Source organism: Achromobacter mucicolens (assembly GCF_029866465.1).
Classification (GTDB): domain Bacteria; phylum Pseudomonadota; class Gammaproteobacteria; order Burkholderiales; family Burkholderiaceae_B; genus Achromobacter; species Achromobacter mucicolens.
Genome location: NZ_CP123364.1, coordinates 2,514,725 through 2,533,569 on the forward strand (window position 1 = coordinate 2,514,725; position 18,845 = coordinate 2,533,569).

General features: G+C 66.9%; 19 protein-coding genes. 11 read left to right on the forward strand and 8 right to left on the reverse strand.

Annotation, left to right across the window (positions count from 1 at the left end):
* Positions 1–4 precede the first annotated feature (4 nt).
* Positions 5–1,603, reverse strand: a complete 1,599-nt coding sequence (locus tag QEP15_RS11515) for a glycerol-3-phosphate dehydrogenase/oxidase (RefSeq protein ID WP_217618456.1) — start codon at positions 1,601–1,603, stop codon at positions 5–7.
* 92 nt (positions 1,604–1,695) lie between these two features.
* Complete coding sequence (locus QEP15_RS11520; protein WP_280148793.1) at positions 1,696–2,487, reverse strand: DeoR/GlpR family DNA-binding transcription regulator; 792 nt, start codon at positions 2,485–2,487, stop codon at positions 1,696–1,698.
* Between the two features lie 221 nt (positions 2,488–2,708).
* On the opposite strand from QEP15_RS11520, the gene QEP15_RS11525 reads away from it, so the two are divergent.
* The 7 genes from QEP15_RS11525 (at position 2,709) to QEP15_RS11555 (ending at position 9,893) form a co-directional block, all read left to right on the forward strand.
* A complete protein-coding gene (locus tag QEP15_RS11525) occupies positions 2,709–3,794 on the forward strand; it encodes an ABC transporter ATP-binding protein (protein ID WP_175155388.1) in 1,086 nt (361 codons plus the stop codon).
* Positions 3,794–4,882, forward strand: coding sequence for an ABC transporter ATP-binding protein (locus QEP15_RS11530; RefSeq protein ID WP_280148794.1), 1,089 nt, complete (start codon positions 3,794–3,796; stop codon positions 4,880–4,882). The genes QEP15_RS11525 and QEP15_RS11530 overlap by 1 nt, the downstream gene beginning before the upstream one ends.
* A complete protein-coding gene (locus tag QEP15_RS11535; protein ID WP_056317256.1) occupies positions 4,879–5,769 on the forward strand; it encodes a carbohydrate ABC transporter permease in 891 nt (296 codons plus the stop codon). Before QEP15_RS11530 ends, QEP15_RS11535 begins: the two co-directional genes overlap by 4 nt.
* A complete protein-coding gene (locus QEP15_RS11540) occupies positions 5,762–6,574 on the forward strand; it encodes a carbohydrate ABC transporter permease (RefSeq protein WP_056317259.1) in 813 nt (270 codons plus the stop codon). Before QEP15_RS11535 ends, QEP15_RS11540 begins: the two co-directional genes overlap by 8 nt.
* A gap of 27 nt (positions 6,575–6,601) precedes the next feature.
* Entirely contained in the window at positions 6,602–6,910 is a 309-nt protein-coding gene (locus QEP15_RS11545; RefSeq protein WP_056317261.1) for a DUF2160 domain-containing protein, read from the forward strand.
* Between the two features lie 119 nt (positions 6,911–7,029).
* Complete coding sequence (locus tag QEP15_RS11550; protein ID WP_063953969.1) at positions 7,030–8,760, forward strand: ABC transporter substrate-binding protein; 1,731 nt, start codon at positions 7,030–7,032, stop codon at positions 8,758–8,760.
* 161 nt (positions 8,761–8,921) lie between these two features.
* Complete coding sequence (locus tag QEP15_RS11555) at positions 8,922–9,893, forward strand: alpha/beta hydrolase family protein (RefSeq protein ID WP_280148795.1); 972 nt, start codon at positions 8,922–8,924, stop codon at positions 9,891–9,893.
* Between the two features lie 68 nt (positions 9,894–9,961).
* On the opposite strand, the gene QEP15_RS11560 is transcribed toward QEP15_RS11555, so the two are convergent.
* Positions 9,962–11,017, reverse strand: coding sequence for a GGDEF domain-containing protein (locus tag QEP15_RS11560; RefSeq protein WP_227741381.1), 1,056 nt, complete (start codon positions 11,015–11,017; stop codon positions 9,962–9,964).
* 111 nt (positions 11,018–11,128) lie between these two features.
* The gene (locus QEP15_RS11565; RefSeq protein WP_217618457.1) at positions 11,129–12,025 is read right to left on the reverse strand and encodes an NAD(P)/FAD-dependent oxidoreductase; all 897 of its coding nucleotides are present in this window, start codon (positions 12,023–12,025) and stop codon (positions 11,129–11,131) included.
* A gap of 251 nt (positions 12,026–12,276) precedes the next feature.
* Between QEP15_RS11565 and QEP15_RS11570 the strand changes: the two genes are divergently transcribed.
* The 3 genes from QEP15_RS11570 (at position 12,277) to QEP15_RS11580 (ending at position 16,172) form a co-directional block, all read left to right on the forward strand.
* Positions 12,277–13,098, forward strand: a complete 822-nt coding sequence (locus QEP15_RS11570; protein ID WP_280148796.1) for a glucose 1-dehydrogenase — start codon at positions 12,277–12,279, stop codon at positions 13,096–13,098.
* A gap of 8 nt (positions 13,099–13,106) precedes the next feature.
* Positions 13,107–14,927 (forward strand): glycoside hydrolase family 15 protein, encoded by a 1,821-nt coding sequence (locus QEP15_RS11575; RefSeq protein ID WP_217618459.1) that lies wholly within the window; start codon positions 13,107–13,109, stop codon positions 14,925–14,927.
* Positions 14,928–15,044: 117 nt separating this feature from the next.
* On the forward strand, positions 15,045–16,172 hold the full coding sequence (locus QEP15_RS11580; protein WP_180099364.1) for an acyl-CoA dehydrogenase family protein: 1,128 nt from the start codon (positions 15,045–15,047) through the stop codon (positions 16,170–16,172).
* A gap of 26 nt (positions 16,173–16,198) precedes the next feature.
* Here QEP15_RS11580 and QEP15_RS11585 read toward each other — a convergent pair whose 3' ends face one another.
* Positions 16,199–16,591, reverse strand: coding sequence for a DUF2784 domain-containing protein (locus QEP15_RS11585; RefSeq protein ID WP_152384321.1), 393 nt, complete (start codon positions 16,589–16,591; stop codon positions 16,199–16,201).
* Between the two features lie 161 nt (positions 16,592–16,752).
* On the opposite strand from QEP15_RS11585, the gene QEP15_RS11590 reads away from it, so the two are divergent.
* Positions 16,753–17,133 carry a nuclear transport factor 2 family protein gene (locus QEP15_RS11590; protein ID WP_152384322.1) on the forward strand — a complete coding sequence of 127 codons (381 nt, stop codon included), beginning with the start codon at positions 16,753–16,755 and terminating at the stop codon, positions 17,131–17,133.
* Between the two features lie 25 nt (positions 17,134–17,158).
* Here the strand turns inward: QEP15_RS11590 and QEP15_RS11595 are convergent, their stop codons facing one another.
* Genes QEP15_RS11595 through QEP15_RS11605 form a run of 3 tightly spaced genes read right to left on the reverse strand, consistent with a single transcriptional unit; the run spans position 17,159 to position 18,780 of the window.
* On the reverse strand, positions 17,159–17,734 hold the full coding sequence (locus QEP15_RS11595) for a restriction endonuclease (protein ID WP_152384323.1): 576 nt from the start codon (positions 17,732–17,734) through the stop codon (positions 17,159–17,161).
* A 33-nt stretch (positions 17,735–17,767) separates the two neighbouring features.
* The gene (locus QEP15_RS11600; RefSeq protein ID WP_063953978.1) at positions 17,768–18,025 is read right to left on the reverse strand and encodes an RNA-binding S4 domain-containing protein; all 258 of its coding nucleotides are present in this window, start codon (positions 18,023–18,025) and stop codon (positions 17,768–17,770) included.
* A gap of 23 nt (positions 18,026–18,048) precedes the next feature.
* Positions 18,049–18,780: a DUF502 domain-containing protein gene (locus QEP15_RS11605; protein WP_152384324.1), complete on the reverse strand. Its 732-nt coding sequence runs from the start codon at positions 18,778–18,780 to the stop codon at positions 18,049–18,051.
* Positions 18,781–18,845: the final 65 nt, after the last annotated feature.

Genomic DNA, 18,845 nt, shown 5'->3' on the forward strand with positions numbered 1-18,845 from the left:
CGGTTTACTTCAAGCGGTAGTTCGCAGCGACAGCGGCCAGATCCTGCAGCGTGCGCTGCTGCCAGGCCGCGTCGTGGCCCAGTTCCTCGGCCAGGATGCGCGCGACCTCGGGCGCGGCCAGCATGGCGGCCTCGGCGTCCAGGAACAGCGCGCGGTTGCGGCGCGCCAGCACGTCTTCCGCGCTGCGCGCCAGTTCGTAGCGGGCGGCAAAGCGCACATGCGCCTCGGACAGGCCGCTGGCCTTGACCAGCATGCGCCCGGCGCCGGGCAACGCTTGCAGCGTCGCCAGATCGTTGCCGTAGTAGCTGTCAGGCGTGCCGGCGTGTTCCTGCGACGGCGCCAGGCCGCCGGCGCCGTGCAGCGGCAGCGACTCGGTGCGGCACGAGGCCTGCGTCAGCAACTGGTGCTGGATCGCGGTGTCCACCACGTCCTGCGCCATGCGCCGGTACGTCGTCCATTTGCCGCCCGTCACCGTCACCAGGCCGGCCTTGGACACCAGGATCGTGTGCTCGCGCGACAGCTTCTTGGTGGAGGCCTCGCCGGTCGCCTTGACCAGCGGGCGCAGGCCGGCCCAGACGCTGGTCACATCGTCGCGCGTCGGCTTGCGGCTCAGATACCGCGCCGCGGTGTTCAGGATGAAATCCACGTCTTGCGCGCCCGCGTCGGGATCCAGCGGCAGGTCCTGGCGCGGCGTGTCGGTGGTGCCGACGATGGTGTGGCCGTTCCAGGGCACCACGAACAGCACGCGGCCGTCGTCGGTCTTCGGGATGAGGACGGCGCGCTTGCCGGGCAGGAAGTCGTGCGGCAGCGTCAGGTGCACGCCCTGGCTGGGCGCCACCATCGTCTGCGCGTTCTTGTCCTCCATGCGGCGCACTGCATCGACCCACACGCCGGTGGCGTTGACGACGCAGCGCGCGCGCAACGTGAAGGTCGATCCGCCGACCACATCCGTGGCCGTGACGCCGTCCACCTTGCCATTCGTCATGGTCAGTCCGGTGGCGCGCACGTAGTTCACCGCCGTGCCGCCCAGGTCAAAGAGCGTGCGCATCAGGCTGATCGCCAGGCGCGCGTCGTCGAACTGGCCGTCGTAGTACAGGACGCCGCCCTTCAGGCTGCGTCCGTTGACGGTCTCGGCCAGGGTGGGGGCGTTGGCCAGCGTCTCGCGGCGCGACAGCCAGCGGCTGGGCGCCAGGTTCAGCTTGCCCGCCAGCATGTCGTACATCTTCAGGCCGATGCCGTAGAAGGGCTGGTCCATCATCGTGTAGGCCGGCACCACGAAACCCAGGGGCCAGACCAGATGCGGGGCGTTGCGGTTGAGCAGGCCGCGCTCGTGCAGGGCTTCGCGCACCAGGCTGACATTGCCTTGCGCCAGGTAGCGCACGCCGCCGTGGACGAGCTTGGTGGCCTTGCTGGACGTGCCCTTGGCAAAGTCGGCGCCTTCGATCAGCAGCGTCCGGTAGCCGCGCGCGGCGGCATCCACCGCCGTGCCCAGGCCGGTCGCGCCGCCGCCGATGACGATGACGTCCCAGGAGTGCGTGTTGTCCAGCGTGTTGAGTAGGCGGCTGCGTTCGGGCGGGGTGACGGAGGCTAGGGGTTGGTTCATGTTCTTTGGGGGCGGCGTGGCCGCGAGGTAAATGCTTCGATATTCGTGCCGGCAGCGCGCAAGCGGAGGTTGGGGCCGCTGCGGCGCACGGGTCAGGGGGTCGGTTTGGGCAGGTTCAGCGCCGCGGCGACGTCACAGCGCACGCCCGAATCCAGCAACACTTGTGCCAGCGGTTCCTGGGGATGCGCGTCCGTGAAGAACCGGTCGATCTGCGAGATATGCGCCAGTTCCACCATGGCCTGGCGCTTGAACTTGCTGCTGTCGGCGGCCAGCCAGACTTCACGCGATTGCTCGATGATCGTGCGGGCCACGCGCACTTCGCGAAAGTCGTAATCGCGCAGCGTGCCGTCGGCCTCGATGCCGGAAATGCCGATCAGTCCGATGTCGACCTTGAACTGGCGGATGAAATCCATGGTGGCTTCGCCCACGATGCCGCGGTCGCGCGAACGCACCACGCCGCCGGCCACGATGACTTCGCAATCCGGGTTGTCGGACAGGATGTCGGCCACGTGCAGGTTGTTCGTGATGACGCGCAGCCCGCGATGGCGCAGCAGCGCGCGCGCAATGGCTTCGGTGGTGGTGCCGATGTTCAGGATCAGCGAACAGCCATCCGGCACCGCGCGGGCCACGGCCTCGGCGATTCGCTGCTTGCCCGCGGCATGCAGGCCTTGGCGCTTGCGGTACGCGATGTTCTCGATGGTGGACGCTTCGATGCGCACGCCGCCATGAAAGCGCGACAAGAGGCCGGCTTCGGAAAGGATGTTGACGTCCCGCCGCACGGTCTGCAGCGTCACGTCGAAGCGTTTGGCGAGCTCTTCGATCGAGGCGGAGCCCTGGGCCCGCACCATTTCGATCAGCGCGCTCTGTCGTGGATTCAGTGTCATGTTCGAATGATAAAACAACAAAAGCGAAAAATAATGACGCACCGCAAGATTGTTTTTTGTTCGCTTCTTCGGTAAAACGCACAAAAAACGAAAGCCATCTGAAAGAGTATGCTCATCCTGTTGCGTCGGCGCGTGATCGCGCCGCCGTAAAGGGCGGGACGCTGTGCCGAATACCGAAGTCCGTAGAAAACAGGGACGTATAAGTAGGTTGAGGAGACTAGATGCAGCTGACCTTGGACGGGATAGCTTTGCGGGCCGGCTCGCAGACGCACCTGTATCCCATGAGCCTGGCCCCGGTTCCCGGCGCCATGACCGTCCTGCTGGGGGCCACCCTGGCCGGCAAGACCTCACTGATGCGCATCATGGCCGGGCTGGACCGGCCCACCGAAGGCCGCGTGCGGGTTGACGGCGCCGATGTCACCGGCGTGCCGGTCCGCCAGCGCAACGTGGCCATGGTCTACCAGCAGTTCATCAACTATCCGTCCATGTCGGTCTACGACAACATCGCCTCGCCGCTCAAGCTGCGCGGCGAGGCCAATACCCGCGACAAAGTCCACGCGATGGCGGCGCGCCTGCACATCGATCATCTGCTGGACCGCTACCCGTCCGAGCTGTCTGGCGGCCAGCAGCAGCGGGTGGCGCTGGCCCGGGCGCTGGCCAAGGACGCCCCGCTGATCCTGCTGGACGAGCCGCTGGTCAATCTGGATTACAAGCTGCGCGAGGAATTGCGCGACGAACTGTCGGAATTGTTTGCGCAGGGGCGTTCGACCGTGGTCTACGCCACGACCGAGCCCGGCGAGGCGCTGTTGCTGGGCGGCCACACCGCCGTGCTCGACGCGGGCGAACTGCTGCAGTACGGCCCCACGGCCGACGTCTTTCACCGGCCCAATTCGATCCGTGTGGCGCGCGCTTTCAGCGATCCGCCGATGAACCTGTTCGCCGCCCGCCGCGACAACGGCGGCTTCGTGCTCCAGGGCGACGTGGCGGTGGCGCGCGCGCTGCCGCCGGGCGCCGAGGCCGGCATCACGGCCGGCCTGCGGGCCGGGGCGCTGGACGTGGAGGCGCGGCCCGGCCACGTGGCGCTGCCCGGCCGGGTCACGCTGGCTGAAATTTCAGGTTCCGACACGTTCGTGCACGCCGAGACGGCCGCGGGCGACGTCGTGGCCCAGCTGCCCGGCGTGCACCGCTACAAGCTGGACGAGCGGGTGCAACTGTACTTCGATCCTGCCCAGACCTATGCCTTCGGCGCGGACGGCGCGCTGCTGGCCGCACCGCGCCAGCCGGCCGGCGCGGGGGAGGTGGCCTGATGGCGCAGATCGAGCTGGACCTGTCCCATTCCTACGTCGCCCATCCCCAGTCCGATGACGACTACGCGCTGCTGCCGCTGCAATTTACTTTCCGCGACGGCGGCGCCTACGCGTTGCTGGGGCCCTCCGGCTGCGGCAAGACCACGCTGCTCAATTGCGTGTCGGGCCTGCTGCGGCCGTCGCACGGGCGCATTCTGTTCGACGGCCAGGACGTCACCGACAAGACCCCGCAGGCGCGCAACATCGCCCAGGTGTTCCAGTTTCCTGTGGTGTACGACACCATGACCGTCGCCGAAAACCTGGCGTTTCCGCTGCGCAACCGCGGCGTGCCGCCCGAGCGCATCCGCGAGCGCGTGGGCCGCATCGCCGAAATGCTGGAAATGTCCAACGTCCTGGATCGCCGGGCCAGCGGCCTGACGGCGGACGCCAAGCAAAAGATTTCGTTGGGCCGCGGGCTGGTGCGCAGCGACGTGTCGGCCATCCTGTTCGACGAACCGCTCACCGTCATCGATCCGCAGCTCAAGTGGGAGCTGCGGCGCAAGCTCAAGGAAATTCACCACGAATTCAAGCTGACGCTGATCTACGTGACCCACGACCAGACCGAGGCGCTGACCTTTGCCGACCAGGTGATGGTGATGGCGCGGGGCCGCGCGGTGCAGGTGGGCAGCGCGGACGATCTCTTCGAGCGGCCCGCGCACACCTTCGTCGGCCATTTCATCGGCTCGCCCGGCATGAACTTCCTGCCCGCGCAGTGGCGCGATGGCGCGGTGATGGTGGGGCAGCGCCGCATGGACGGCGTGCCCGAGGCCGTGGCCGCCAAGCTGCGGGACGCGGGGCCGGTCAAGCTGGGCGTGCGTCCCGAATACCTGCGGCAGGCCGAGGCCGGGGCGCCCGGCGCGGTGCCCATGCGCGTGGAGCGCGTGCAGGACGTGGGCACCTACACGCTGCTGGTCGCCGACTTCGAGGGCACGGCCGTGCGCGCCCGGCTGGGCAGCAACATCGTCACCGAAGGCAAGGGCGGCACGGTGTGGCTGTCCGTGCTCAACCCGCATACCTGCTTCTACCACGACGAGGTGCTGATCCCATGAAACCCACCGATCACCGTGCCTGGTTCCTGGTCATGCCGGTCGTGCTTTGCGTGGCGTTCTCGGCCATTCTGCCGCTGATGACCATCGTCAATTATTCGGTCCAGGACATCATTTCGCCGGAGCGCCGCGTGTTTGTCGGCACCGAGTGGTTCGCCGCGGTGCTGCAGGACGAGGAACTGCACGGTGCGCTCTTTCGGCAGATCGGGTTCTCGTTCGCGGTGCTGCTGATCCAGATCCCGCTGGGCATCCTGCTGGCGCTGTCGATGCCCGCCAGCGGCTGGCGCGCGTCGGCCGTGCTGGTCATCATCGCGCTGTCGCTGCTGATTCCGTGGAATGTCGTCGGCACGATCTGGCAGGTGTTCGGCCGCACCGACATCGGCCTGCTGGGCGCCACGCTGTCGTGGCTGGGCGTGGACTACAACTACACGGGCAATGACGTCGACGCCTGGGTCACCGTGCTGGTCATGGACGTGTGGCACTGGACGCCGCTGGTGGCGCTGCTGTGCTACGCGGGGCTGCGCGCCATCCCCGATGCGTACTACCAGGCCGCGAGGATCGACGGCGCCTCGCGCTTTGCCGTCTTCCGCTATATCCAGCTGCCCAAGATGCGCGGCGTGCTGATGATCGCGGTGCTGCTGCGCTTCATGGACAGCTTCATGATCTACACCGAGCCCTTCGTGCTGACCGGCGGCGGCCCGGGCAACGCCACCACCTTCCTGTCGCAATACCTGACGCAGAAGGCCGTGGGCCAGTTCGACCTGGGCCCGGCGGCGGCGTTTTCGATCATCTATTTCCTGATCATCCTGCTGCTGTGCTTCATCCTCTACAACTGGATGCAGCGCGCGGGCACCACGGGCGGCTTCGACGAGGAGCGGGCAAATGCGTGAGAAATCCTCCTGGTGGCGCGGCGCCTTCCTGACGCTGTACCTGGTGTTCGCCATCCTGCCGCTGTACTGGATGCTGAACATGTCGTTCAAGTCCAACACCGAGATCGTCAGCACGCTGACGCTCTGGCCGCGCGACTTCACCTTCGAGCACTACCGCACCATCTTCACGGACCCGGCCTGGTATTCGGGCTACATCAACTCGCTGATCTACGTCGTCATCAACACGGTCGTCTCGCTGGGCGTGGCGCTGCCGGCCGCCTACGCGTTCTCGCGCTACCGCTTCATCGGCGACAAGCACGTGTTCTTCTGGCTGCTCACCAACCGCATGACGCCGCCCGCCGTGTTCCTCTTGCCGTTCTTTCAGCTCTACAGCTCGTTCGGTTTGATGGACACGCACCTGGCCGTGGCGTTGGCGCACCTGGTCTTCAACGTGCCGTTGGCGGTGTGGATCCTGGAAGGTTTCATGTCGGGCGTGCCGCGCGAGATCGACGAGACCGCCTACGTGGACGGCTATTCGTTCCCGCGCTTTTTCCTGACGATCTTCCTGCCGCTCATCAAGTCGGGCGTCGGCGTGGCGGCGTTTTTCTGCTTCATGTTCAGTTGGGTGGAACTGCTGCTGGCGCGCACGCTGACCTCGGTCAATGCCAAACCGATCGTCGCGACCATGACGCGCACCGTGTCGGCCTCCGGAATGGATTGGGGCGTGCTGGCCGCGGCGGGCGTGCTCACCATCGTGCCGGGCGGCATCGTCATCTGGTTCGTGCGGCACTACATCGCGAAGGGCTTCGCGATGGGCCGCGTGTAGGCATCTGGACAACAGGAGGGCGCAGCCATGTTCAGCTGGATGGTTTGGACCACCCCGGTCGCCGTGTTCTTCAGCTGCATCGTCCTGATGCTGGTCGGCATGACGATCTGGGAATTGAAGTCGCCCACGCAGGAGCGCAAGGGCTTTCTGCCCCTGCGCACCACGCGCGGCGACCGGCTGTTCATTGGCCTGATGGCCGCGGCGTGGCTGAATCTGGCGTTCCTGGGATTCGGCCAGAAAGCGGTCGAATGGTTTTCGCTGGATCAGCCGCCGTCGGTGTGGATCAGCTTCGTGCTGTCCATGCTGCTGCTGGCCTTCATCATGAAAAAAGGGTGAGAGAAGGGCGCCAGACCCTTCGTTGGTTTCGGGCAGTCAGGTAAAGGACTATCGGCCAGCGTCTTCCCCGGCCAGCGGTCCGCAGCACGATAGGGGAAGACTTATCGAGGAGACAGGTCATGAAATTGCGCATGCACGCCATGGCGGCCGCTATCGCCCTGATCGGAACGTCAGGGGCTTGGGCCGGCGAGCCGGAGGCGAAGAAGTGGGTCGATTCGGAGTTTCAGCCGTCGTCGCTGTCCAAGGAACAGCAGATGGCCGAAATGAAATGGTTCATCGATGCCGCGGCCAAGCTCAAGGCCAAGGGCATCAATGAGGTCAGCGTGGTGTCCGAAACCATCACCACGCACGAGTACGAATCCAAGGTGCTGGCCAAGGCCTTTGCCGACATCACCGGCATCAAGGTCAACCACGACCTTATCCAGGAAGGTGACGTCGTCGAAAAGCTGCAGACGTCCATGCAGTCCGGCAAGTCCATCTACGACGGCTGGATCTCCGATTCCGACCTGATCGGCACGCACTACCGCTATGGCGCCATCCTGCCGCTGTCCGATTACATGGCCGGGGCGGGCAAGGAATGGACCAATCCCGGATTGGACCTGAAGGATTTCATCGGCACCAAGTTCACCACGGCGCCCGACGGCAAGCTGTACCAGTTGCCGGACCAGCAGTTCGCCAACGTGTACTGGTTCCGCGCCGACTGGTTCGCCCGCCCGGATCTGAAGGAAAAATTCAAGGCCAAGTACGGCTATGAGCTGGGCGTGCCCACCAACTGGTCCGCGTACGAAGACATCGCCACGTTCTTCTCCAACGACGTCAAGGAGATCGACGGCAAGCGCGTCTACGGCCACATGGACTACGGCAAGAAAGACCCGTCGCTGGGCTGGCGCTTCACCGATGCGTGGCTGTCCATGGCGGGCGCGGCCGACAAGGGGCTGCCCAACGGCATGCCGGTGGACGAGTGGGGCATCCGCGTCGCCGACGACAAATGCACGCCGGTGGGCGCGTCGGTCTCGCGCGGCGGGGCCACCAACAGCCCGGCCGCCGTGTACGCGCTGACCAAGTACATCGACTGGATGAAGAAGTTCGCGCCGCAGCAGGCCATGGGCATGACCTTCTCGGAGGCGGGACCCGTGCCGGCGCAGGGGCAGATCGCGCAGCAGATCTTCTGGTACACGGCCTTTACCGCCGACATGACCAAGAAGGGCCTGCCCGTCGTGAACGACGACGGCACGCCGAAGTGGCGCATGGCGCCGTCGCCCTATGGTCCGTACTGGAAGGACGGCATGCAGAACGGCTACCAGGACGTGGGGTCGTGGACGTTCTTCAAGTCCACCAACCCCGACAAGATGGCGGCTGCCTGGCTGTATGCGCAGTTCGTCACGTCCAAGTCGGTGTCGCTGAAAAAGTCGATCACGGGCCTGACGTTCATCCGCGACAGCGACATCAACAGCGAATTCTTCACCAAGAACGCGGCCAACTACGGCGGCCTGATCGAGTTCTACCGCAGCCCGGCGCGCGTGGCGTGGACGCCGACTGGCACCAACGTACCGGATTATCCGAAGCTGGCGCAGCTGTGGTGGAAGAACGTCGCCACCGCGGTCACGGGCGAAAAGACCCCGCAGGCGGCCATGGACAATCTGGCGAACGAAATGGATCAGGTGATGGCGCGGCTTGAACGGGCCGGGATGGCCCAATGCGCGCCCAAGCTCAATCCCAAGAGCGATCCCAGCAAGTGGCTGTCCGACCAGCACGCGCCGTGGAAGAAGCTGGCCAATGAAAAGCCGAAGGGCGAGACGATTCCGTACGACCAGCTGCTGTCGGCGTGGAAGGCCGGCAAGGTGCGGTAAGCGCCTGACTTTCCGTCAACGCATTGGCCGTCAACGCATGAACGCCACAGGCTGCCTGTGGCGTTCTTTTTTTGCACGCCCAGGCCTCGCGCCGCCGGGGAATCGCGCATGCCACAATCTCGCCATCCGCGCGCCGCGCGTCTCTCCTCATCCTGTCCCGCATGCCCATTTCCAAGCTCGCCGTCTCCCTGGTTTCTGCTGCGCTGGCCCTGTCCGCCGGCATGGCGCACGCCGCCGGTTCTCAACGCCTGAACCTGCCCATGGACCAGAACGGTCCCGGCCTGCAAGGCGCGGTTTGGACGCCCTGCGCCGAACCGGCCGGCGAGATCAAGGTGGGCCGCGTCACCATCCAGGGCGTACAGGGCTGCAAGCTGCCCGAAGGCCGCTACCCGCTCATCGTCATCTCGCACGGGTCGGCGGGTTCGTACCTCAGCCACCACGACACCGCGGCAGCACTTGCCGACGCCGGTTTCGTGGTGGCGGCGATCAATCACGTGGGCGACAACGCGCAGGACAAGTCGCGCCAGGGCTATCTGTCCATTTTTTCCACCCGGCCGCGCGAAGTGCGTCGTCTGATCGACTACATGACCGGCACGTGGCCCGACAAGGCAAGGCTGGATCCCGACAAGATCGGCTTCTTTGGTTTTTCACGGGGCGGTTATACGGGCCTGGTGCTGGCGGGTGCGGCGCCGGATCTGGCGGCGGGGCTGGCAATCTGCGCCAGCCAGGCATCGCTGCCCATGTGCCGCGACATCGCGGCGGGCCGGGTGCCGCAGCAACCGTATCCGCAGGACGCGCGCATCAAGGCGGCGGTCATTGCCGATCCGCTCAATGTCTTTCCGCAAGAGGCGCTCAAGCGCGTGTCGCTGCCGATCCAGCTTTGGGCTTCAGCGCAGGGCGGCGATGGCGTCAGCCCCGCCAGCGTGCAGGCGGTGCGCGAGGGCCTGGGCGCCGCGCCCGACTACCAGGTGGCCGATGGCGCCGGACATTTCGCGTTTCTGGCGCCGTGCGGCGCCGAACAGGCCGAGGCATCGCCCGGCATCTGCCGCGATGAGGCAGGCTTTGATCGCACCGCATTCCACCAGGACCTGAACGCCCGCGTGGCGACGTTCTTCAAGGCGCAACTGCAATAGGCGCGCGCCCGCGCGTCAACGCGGGTTTGCGCGCCGGCGCATCGAACGCCGATGCGCCGCGCGGCCAATCAGTGAATGGTGCGCGCCGCGCGGCGCGCCTGCTTGATTTCATACATCCGCGCATCGGCCAGCCGGACGGCCGCTTCGGCGTCCAGTCCGGCCGGGTCCAGCGCCACCACCCCGGCGCTGGCGCCCTCATAGGCCACCGTGGTTTCGCCCAGCGGATAGCGCCCCATCGTGGCAGCCAGGATGCGCTCTTCCATGGCGCGCGCCGCTTCTTCGGCTTCGGCCTGTTGCGCCACGCCGCCAGCATCCGGCCGCTTGCGAATGAGCGCGGGGCCGGGCCCGATCAGGACGAATTCGTCACCGCCCACGCGTCCCAGCATGTCCGATCCGCGCAGCGCCGCGGCCATGCGCCGCGAAACTTCCTGCAGAAAGGTGTCGCCCGCCTGGTGGCCGTACGTGTCGTTGATGCTTTTGAACCCGTCCAGGTCGATGACGCCGACCAGCACGCTGCCGTGTTCGCGCACGGCCCGCGCCAGCAGCCGGTCCAGCGCTTCGTAAAGCGCGCGCCGGTTGGGCAGGCCCGTCAGCATGTCGGTCAGCGCATACGACAGGAGCTGCACGTTGGCCGCATGCAGTTGCTCAACCAGCATTTCGCGCTCTATGAAACTGGCGATCACGCTGGAAAACAGTTTCAGCACCGCTTCGGCCTCGGGACTGATTTCGTGGCGGCGGGCGCTGGCGGCGCACAGCGTTCCGTACAAGGCGCCATCGTCGGCGCGCACCGGTGTGCTGACGTAGGTCTGTATGCCCAGTTGCCGGGCCGCGTCCGAATCGGGCCAGCACTGCGCGACGTTGCTGGTGCTCATGCGGCCTTCGTCCAGCGCGCGCTTGCACAGCGTGTCGTCCCAGGGCACCGACAGGCCTTCCGGGATCTGCAGGTGTCCCACGTTGCGCGCGTAGCGTACGCGTTGCAGCTCGGCCTTCAGGTCGATCGAGGTAAGGTATGTCGATTCAAGCCCGGTTACGGCGCCCAGCATGTCCAGCAGCGGGCGGGTCAACTGCTCGACCGACTTGGCGGCGGGCAGGGTAGTGGAAAGTTCGGCGAGGATGGGATCCAGCACGGCTGCTCCTGGATGCATGGTCGGATGAACATGCGGCCCGTGCTCCAGGCGGAGAGCGGGCCGGCAATCCCGCCATTATGCACGGGCCAGGGCCCCGTCTGCATGACGTCATGGCATGACCAGCGAGCGGTGCGCGCACACGCCCGACATGACGCCCGAGGCGCTGGCCAGCGTGGCGTTGGACATCGGGGTCGACGCGTCGCCCGCGGCGAACACGCCGGGCACGGTGGTCTGCTTCATGTCGTCCACGCGAATGACGGGTCCCAACGGCCCCTCGTCGAATTCGCAGCCCAGCTGTGCGGCCAGCGGGCTGGCCATGTGCACGCGGCTGGCGACAAACAGCGCGCGTACCGGCACCTCGCGGCCGTCGGCCAGCACCACGCCCGTCAGGGCTGGCGCGTCGCCCAGCAGCGCCACGACGGGCGTGCGTTCCACGTGGACGCCGCGCGCGGCAAGATGGCGGGCATCCTCGGGCGACGGTTCGAACTGGCCCTGCGTGAAGTAGGTGGTCGGCCCCCAATCGGGCAGCAACATCGCCTGGTGAACCGACATCGGATGCGCGGCCAGCACGCCCAGCGGTTCGCCTGCCACCTCGAAGCCGTGGCAGTACGGGCAGTGCAGCACGGTCTGGCCCCAGCGCGCCTGCAATCCGGGCAGTGGCGGCAGTTCGTCGCGCATGCCGGTCGCCAGGATCAGGCGCGCGCCGCGCACCTGTTCGCCGCCCGCCATGACGACGGCAAAGCCGCCGTCCTGCGCCAGCGCCTGGATCGCCTCGCCGTCCAGGAACGACACCGTCGGATAGCGCGCAAGCTGCGCGCGGGCATTGGCCACGATCTCCTGCGGCGGCACGCCGTCTTGGCCCAGAAATCCGTGCGCGTGCGCGGCGTAGCGGTTGCGGGGCCGGGCGGCATCGACAAGCAGCACCTGCCGGCGCGCTCGCGCCAATTGCATGGCGGCGGACAGGCCGGCAAAGCTGCCGCCGATGATGATGACGTCGTAGTGCATGAAGGATCCTCCGGAACGGGCTGAACTCAGGGGGCTGAGAATTGAGATTTCGATACTTTGAAAGTTGCATGATAGAAGCCGGCGGCTTCTTACGCAACTTATGGTGTTGCATTATTGTGTTTCCGGCCTGAGGAATGGCGCTTGCTGTCCGCCGCTCCGAAGCGGCCGGGTTGCGCCGGCCCCTTGCGCGGGACTACCCTGGATTCCTCTACACCGGCGGCCGGCCCATGCCGACCGCCAAGGAGACTGGCATGCAGCACACGACTGACCTGAACGGCCGCGTGGCCGTGGTGACGGGCGCGTCGTCCGGTATTGGACGCGCCGTGGCAATCGGCCTCGCGCAAGCGGGTGCGCGGGTGGTGGTGAACCACCGGGCTGGCGGCGATTCGCAGGCCCGCGGCGGGGCGGTGGTGGAATCGATTCAGCGCAGCGGCGGCACGGCGGTGGCGGCGGCCGCGGACATCAGCCGCGAAGCCGACGTCGACCATCTGTTCGAGCAGGCGATGCAGCATTTCGGCCGGGTGGACATCCTGGTCAACAACGCGGGCGTTGAGCATCCGTCGCCGATCGCCGACATGACGCTCGCGGACTGGCAGCGGGTGATCGACGTCAATCTGACCGGGCACTTCCTCTGCGCCCGCGCGGCGGCCCGGGCTTTCAAGTCGCAGTCCCCGGATCCTGCCCGCCAGAAGCTGTCCGTGGGCAACATCCTGTTCATCAGTTCGGTCCACGAAGTGATCCCGTGGGCGTTTCAGGTGAACTACGCGGCCTCCAAGGGCGGCATTTCGCTGCTGATGAAATCGCTGGCCCAGGAACTGGCGCCGGACCGGATCCGGGTCAACTCCATTGCGCCCGGCGCCATTCGCACCGCGATCAACCAGCCCGCGTGGGACACGCCGCAGGCGCTGGCCAAGCTGCTGGAGCTCATCCCTTATGGCCGGATCGGCGAGCCCGAGGACATTGCGCAGGCCGCCGTCTGGCTGGCGGGCGATGCGTCGGACTACGTCACCGGCACCACGCTCTTCGTGGATGGCGGCATGACGCTGTATCCCGAATTCCGCGGCGCGGGTTGAGGACCGGCATGTCCAAACCGCTCGAGGATTACGGCCTCATCGGCAACATGCTGTCCGCGGCGCTGGTCGCGCGGGACGGCTCGATCGACTGGTTGTGCCTGCCGCACTTCGATTCGCCCGCGTGCTTTGCCGCGTTGCTGGGCGACCAGAGCCATGGACGCTGGCTCATTGCGCCGCACGGCAAGGTCCGCGCCACGTCGCGCCGCTACGTGCCCGACACGGCGGTGCTGGAAACCCGTTTCGAAACCCGCACGGGATCGGTGCTGGTGCAAGACTTCATGCCGCTCAGCGACGACGACGAGCGGGTGGATGTCGTGCGCATCGTGCGCGGCGAGTCCGGCCATGTGCAGATGGACATGGAGCTGATCCTGCGCTTTAACTACGGCCAGAGCGTGCCGTGGGTGCGGCGGCGCGACTACGGACTCAACGCCATCGCCGGGCCGGACGCCGTCGAGCTGCACACGCCCATCGAGCTGGAAGGCCACGACATGAAGACGACGGCGCGCTTTGCGGTGCATCCCGGGCGCGTCGTGCCGTTCACCCTGTCGTATCACCGCTCGCACCGCACGCCCCGGTTCGTGCCCGACCGGGTCGAAAGCATGGACCGCACCGTCTCGTGGTGGCAGGAGTGGTCCAAGCGCTGCCATTGGGACGGACCGGGCGACGGCACCCGTGACGCGGTGGTGCGCTCGCTGATCACGCTGAAGCTGCTGACATTCCAGCCCACCGGCGGGATCATCGCCGCGCCGACGACCTCGCTGCCCGAACAGCTGGGCGGCGGCCGCAATTGGGATTACCGGCATTGCTGGCTGCGCGACTCGGCGCTGACGCTGTACGCCTTGCTCAACGCCGGGTATCGCGAGGAAGCCGAGGCATGGCGGCAATGGCTGCTGCGCGCAGTGGCCGGGCACCCCGACCAGTTGCAGATCATGTACGGCATCGCCGGCGATCGCTGGCTGCCGGAGCTGGAAATCCCCTGGCTGCCCGGCTACGAGGGCAGCCGGCCCGTGCGCCGGGGCAACGGTGCGGCCGGGCAGAGCCAACTCGACATCTACGGCGAGCTCATCGACACCTTGTATGCGGCCCGCGTCGCCGACCTGGCGCCGCTTGCCGAGGCCTGGCGCCTGCAGAACGTGTTGCTCAAGCCGCTGGAGCAGCGCTGGCGCGAACTGGACCACGGCATCTGGGAGGTGCGGGGCGAACGCCGCGCCTTCACGCATTCGCGGGTGATGTGCTGGGTGGCGTTCGACCGGGCGGTCAAGGCCTGCGAGCGCTGGGGATTGAAGGGGCCGGTGGAAGTCTGGCGCCGGATTCGCGAACGCATCCACAAGGACATCTGCGAAAACGGTTTTGACCGCACGCGCGGCTGCTTCGTGCAGAGCTACGGCTCGCGAGCGCTGGACGCCAGCCTGCTGCTGATCCCGCAGGTGGGCTTTCTGCCGCCCAACGATCCGCGCGTGACCGGCACCGTGCACGCGATCGAGCGCGAGCTCATGCACGGCGGGCTGGTGCGCCGATACGCCGTCCAGGATACCGACGATGGCCTGGAAGGCGAGGAGGGCGTGTTCCTGGCCTGCAGCTTCTGGCTGGCGGATGCTTACGTGATGCAAGGGCGGCTGGGCGATGCGCAGCGGCTTTTCGACCTCCTGCTGTCGCTGCGCAACGACCTGGGGCTGCTGTCCGAGGAATACGACGTGGTGCGGCGCCGGCTGGTGGGCAATTTTCCGCAGGGCTTCTCGCACATCGGGCTGGTGAACACGGCCTACAACCTGAGCCGCGCGATGGGACCGGCGCAGCAGCGCGCGGAACAGGATGCGCCCCGGGCCTAGCCTGCGCCGGTGTATTCTCGCCATCACGCGGCGCGTTCCGTCATGCGCCGCGCGTGCACCCCACAAGAATCGCGCGCCGCGGCTTGCCTGCCGGTTGGCGCAGCAGGAGAGACAAGCATGCTTTTGACCGACGAACAGCAAAGCGTCCAGGAGATGGCGCGCCGGTTTGCCCAGGAGCGCCTGGCGCCCAACGCCGAGCGGTGGGACCGCGAGCATCACTATCCCGCCGATGCCATCGCCGAGATGGCGCAACTGGGCTTTTTCGGCATGCTGGTGCCGGAAGCGTGGGATGGCAACGACAGCGGCTACCTCGCGTACGCGGTGGCGCTGGAGGAAATCGCCGCGGGCAGCGGTGCCTGCTCCACCATCATGAGCGTGCACAACTCGGTCGGCTGCATGCCCATTCTGAAGTTCGGCAATGACGAACAGAAGGCGCAGTTCCTGCGTCCGCTGGCGCGCGGCGAACACATCGGCGCGTTCGCGCTGACCGAGCCGCAGGCCGGGTCCGACGCCAGCAGCCTGCATACCCGCGCGCGGCGCGACGGCGGCGACTACATCCTGAATGGCGCCAAGCAGTTCATCACGTCGGGCCGCAACGGGCAGACCGTCATCGTGTTCGCGGTCACCGACCCGGACGCGGGCAAGCGCGGCATCTCCGCGTTCATCGTGCCCACCAGCACGCCCGGCTACAAAGTGCTGCGGGTGGAAGACAAGCTCGGGCAGCACGCCTCCGACACCTGCCAGATTGCCTTTGAGGACATGCGCATTCCGGCCGCCTGGCGGCTGGGCGAGGAAGGCGAGGGCTACAAGATCGCCCTGTCCAACCTGGAGGGCGGCCGCATCGGCATCGCGGCGCAATCGGTCGGCATGGCGCGCGCCGCCTTCGAATGCGCGCGCGACTACGCCCGCGACCGCCAGGCCTTCGGCAAACCGATCATCGAACACCAGGCCGTGTCGTTCCGGCTGGCGGACATGGCGACCCAGATACACGCCGCGCGCCAGATGGTGCTGCACGCCGCGACCTTGCGCGAAGCGGGCCGGCCGGCGCTGACCGAGGCCTCCATGGCCAAGCTGTTTGCGTCCGAGATGGCCGAGAAGGTCTGCTCGGCGGCGATCCAGACGCTGGGCGGCTATGGCTACCTGAAGGATTTTCCCGTCGAGCGCATCTATCGCGACGTGCGCGTCTGCCAGATCTACGAAGGCACCAGCGACATCCAGCGCCTGGTGATCGCGCGTAGTCTGTAGCCCCACGGGAAGCGCCGCGGCGTCCCTTATCTGCAAGCCGCCGCGGCCTCACGGCGCGCGCCGGCCCGGCGCCGCGCCCACACGGTGTAGATGACAAGGTTGCCCACGATGAGCAGCGCCGCCAGCAGCATTTGCGTGGGGCGGGTGATGCCTTCGGGGTAGATGATGCCGAGGATGTAGTGTTCGATGAAGCCGCCCGCGTAGCCTTCCTGGCCGGCCCGCTCGCGCAGCGACACCTCCAGCGGCGTCAGCGGGCAGATCCAGCCCATGCCGATCACCAGCGCGCCCCAGGCCAGCGCCGGCAGATGCCAGAACGCCATGCGCGGTCTCCACAACGCCAAGAGGCCGCCAAAGACCACGAACGCGACGAACAGTCCATGGATGACCAGCACAAGGTCGGCAAGGAGGCGATAAGTCATCTCGGAAATCACAGGTGGGGTTGCGCCGCAAACAGGCGGCAGGTGAATTAAAGCGCATGCGCGCGGGGCGCGCGTACGGCAATGGCAACAAGGCAAAACGCCTGATGACCGAATAGAATGCGGGCGTGTTGTCATCCCAAGATCAGCCCGGAACCCACGCCATGCACGCTTCGATCACCGCCGCAATTCAGGCCGCCGAGGAACGGCTGCGCCAGGCCATGCTGTCCTCGGACATCGCCGCGCTCGAGGCGCTGCTGGACCCGGATCTGCTGTTCGTCAATCACATGGGCTGGACGGTCACGCGCGAAGACGACCTGGACGCCCACCGCGGCGGACTGCTCAAGATTCATGCGTTGGACCTGTCCGAGCAGTGCATCCTGCCGCGGACCGATTGCGCGGTGGTGTCGGTGCTGGCCCGCATCTCGGGCAGCTACAACGGCGTGCCGGCCAACGGCACGTTCCGTTTCATGCGGACCTGGACGCCCGATTCTGCGTCGGGCGCGTGGCGCGTCGTGGCGGCCACGTCGGTCATGGTGGTGTAGGCCGCGCCCGGCGGCTTTCAGACTTTCAGACTTTCAGGTCGCGCAGCAGCTTGGACAGTTCCGGCGCCGTCATCAGGGAGACGCCCTGCGCCTTCGCGTATTGCAGCGCGTTGTCGGATACGTCGCCCAGCGCGATGTAGATGGCTTCGCGGGCGCCGCGCTTTTCGCGCACGGCCTGCAGTTCGCGCAGCGGCTCCACGCCGTTCCGGGCGGCCTTCCAGCGTTTGGCGCTGACGATCGCCACGTGGCCGTCCTTGCCCAGCGCGAAATCGGCGCCGGGCGTCTGCAGGCGCTCGACCTCGCAGCCGTCGCGCCGGAACCCGGCTTCAACGGTCCGTGAAAAGTCGGCCCACGACATCGCGGCCACCGCTTCGGTGACCGCCTGCACGCGCGCGCCGGACGGGGCGCGCAGTTGCTTGTAGGCCGCCATCAGGGAAATCACGGCGAACGGCACCGCGGCAAAGACGCCCATCGCGGCATACTCCAGCGGCAGCGCGGCAAAGCCACCGGCGCTGAGCAGCACGGCCACGCCGGCGCTCATCCACCACGGCGAGCGCAGCAGCACGGCAAAAATGGAGTTCTGGGACATCTTGAGTTTCATGACGGCTCGCGGCGAATGGGGATCAACAGGGAATCAGGCGCTGCCGCCGGCGTCGTCATGCGGGCCGGCAAAGGCACGGACAACGATGCGCACGCCGCCGCAGGTCACGATCTGGCCATCGCGGATCTTGGCCGTCTTGCGTGTTTCGACCACGCCGCCGACGCTGACCTGGCCGTCCGCCACCAGCATCTTGCCGGCGCCGCCGCTGTCGCACAGGCCGGTCGCCTTCAGCAGCTGATTGATCTCGATATAGGGGCTGCCTTCGGCGAGCGTGAATTCGATGATGGACATGATGAGCTTTCGAAACGGCGGGGTCAGGCCGGGCCGTTGCCGGGGGTGCCGGGATTGGCCGGGGCGGCGGGGTTGGCTGGCGAAGCGGCGGCCGGGGCTGCGGCGGGGGCCTCCGCGGGCGCTTCAACGGGCACCTGCGGGCCGGCGGGAGGCACGGGGCGGTTGTTGCCGGTTTCGGCGCGCGCCATCCAGGCGATCAGCGACGAGCGCATGGCTTCCTCGACCGACATCTGGATGGGCTGCACCCATTCCTGCGGCACAAAGACGGTGTAGCCGCCGATCATGTAACCCATCGGCAGGTAGACCGCGACGCGGTCGCCCTGGGTGAACCCTTCGGGCAGGCCGTCCGTGCCGCGGCGGGTCACCAGACCCACCAACTCCAGTTGCTGGCCCGGGATGCGCAGGACAACGACCTGCTGGGCGGTGTTCTTGGAACTGGGCGAAAAGTAGTCGGCAAAGCTCTTGAGCGACGAATAGATGCTCTTGACCACCGGCAGGTTGGTAAACGGCATCTCGACCAGCGTCAAAACGCGCTGCACGCGCTGCTTGGACACGAGATAGCCGATGGCCAGGATGCCCAGGATCCCCAGCGCCAGACCCATGCCCGGCACGTAGAAGCCGCCGATGAAGGGGCGCAGGAAGGTCAGCGCCACGCCTTCAGTCCAGGCCAGAAAGAGATACAGCAGGTAGATCGTCAGCGCCAGCGGCAGGACGGTGATCAGGCCGCGAAAGAAGTATTTATAAAGACGGGTCATAGGCAAGAGCAAAAATAGGGTCGGACGAACGCATTGGTTCGCCGGGAGGGCCGCAGCATAGCAGC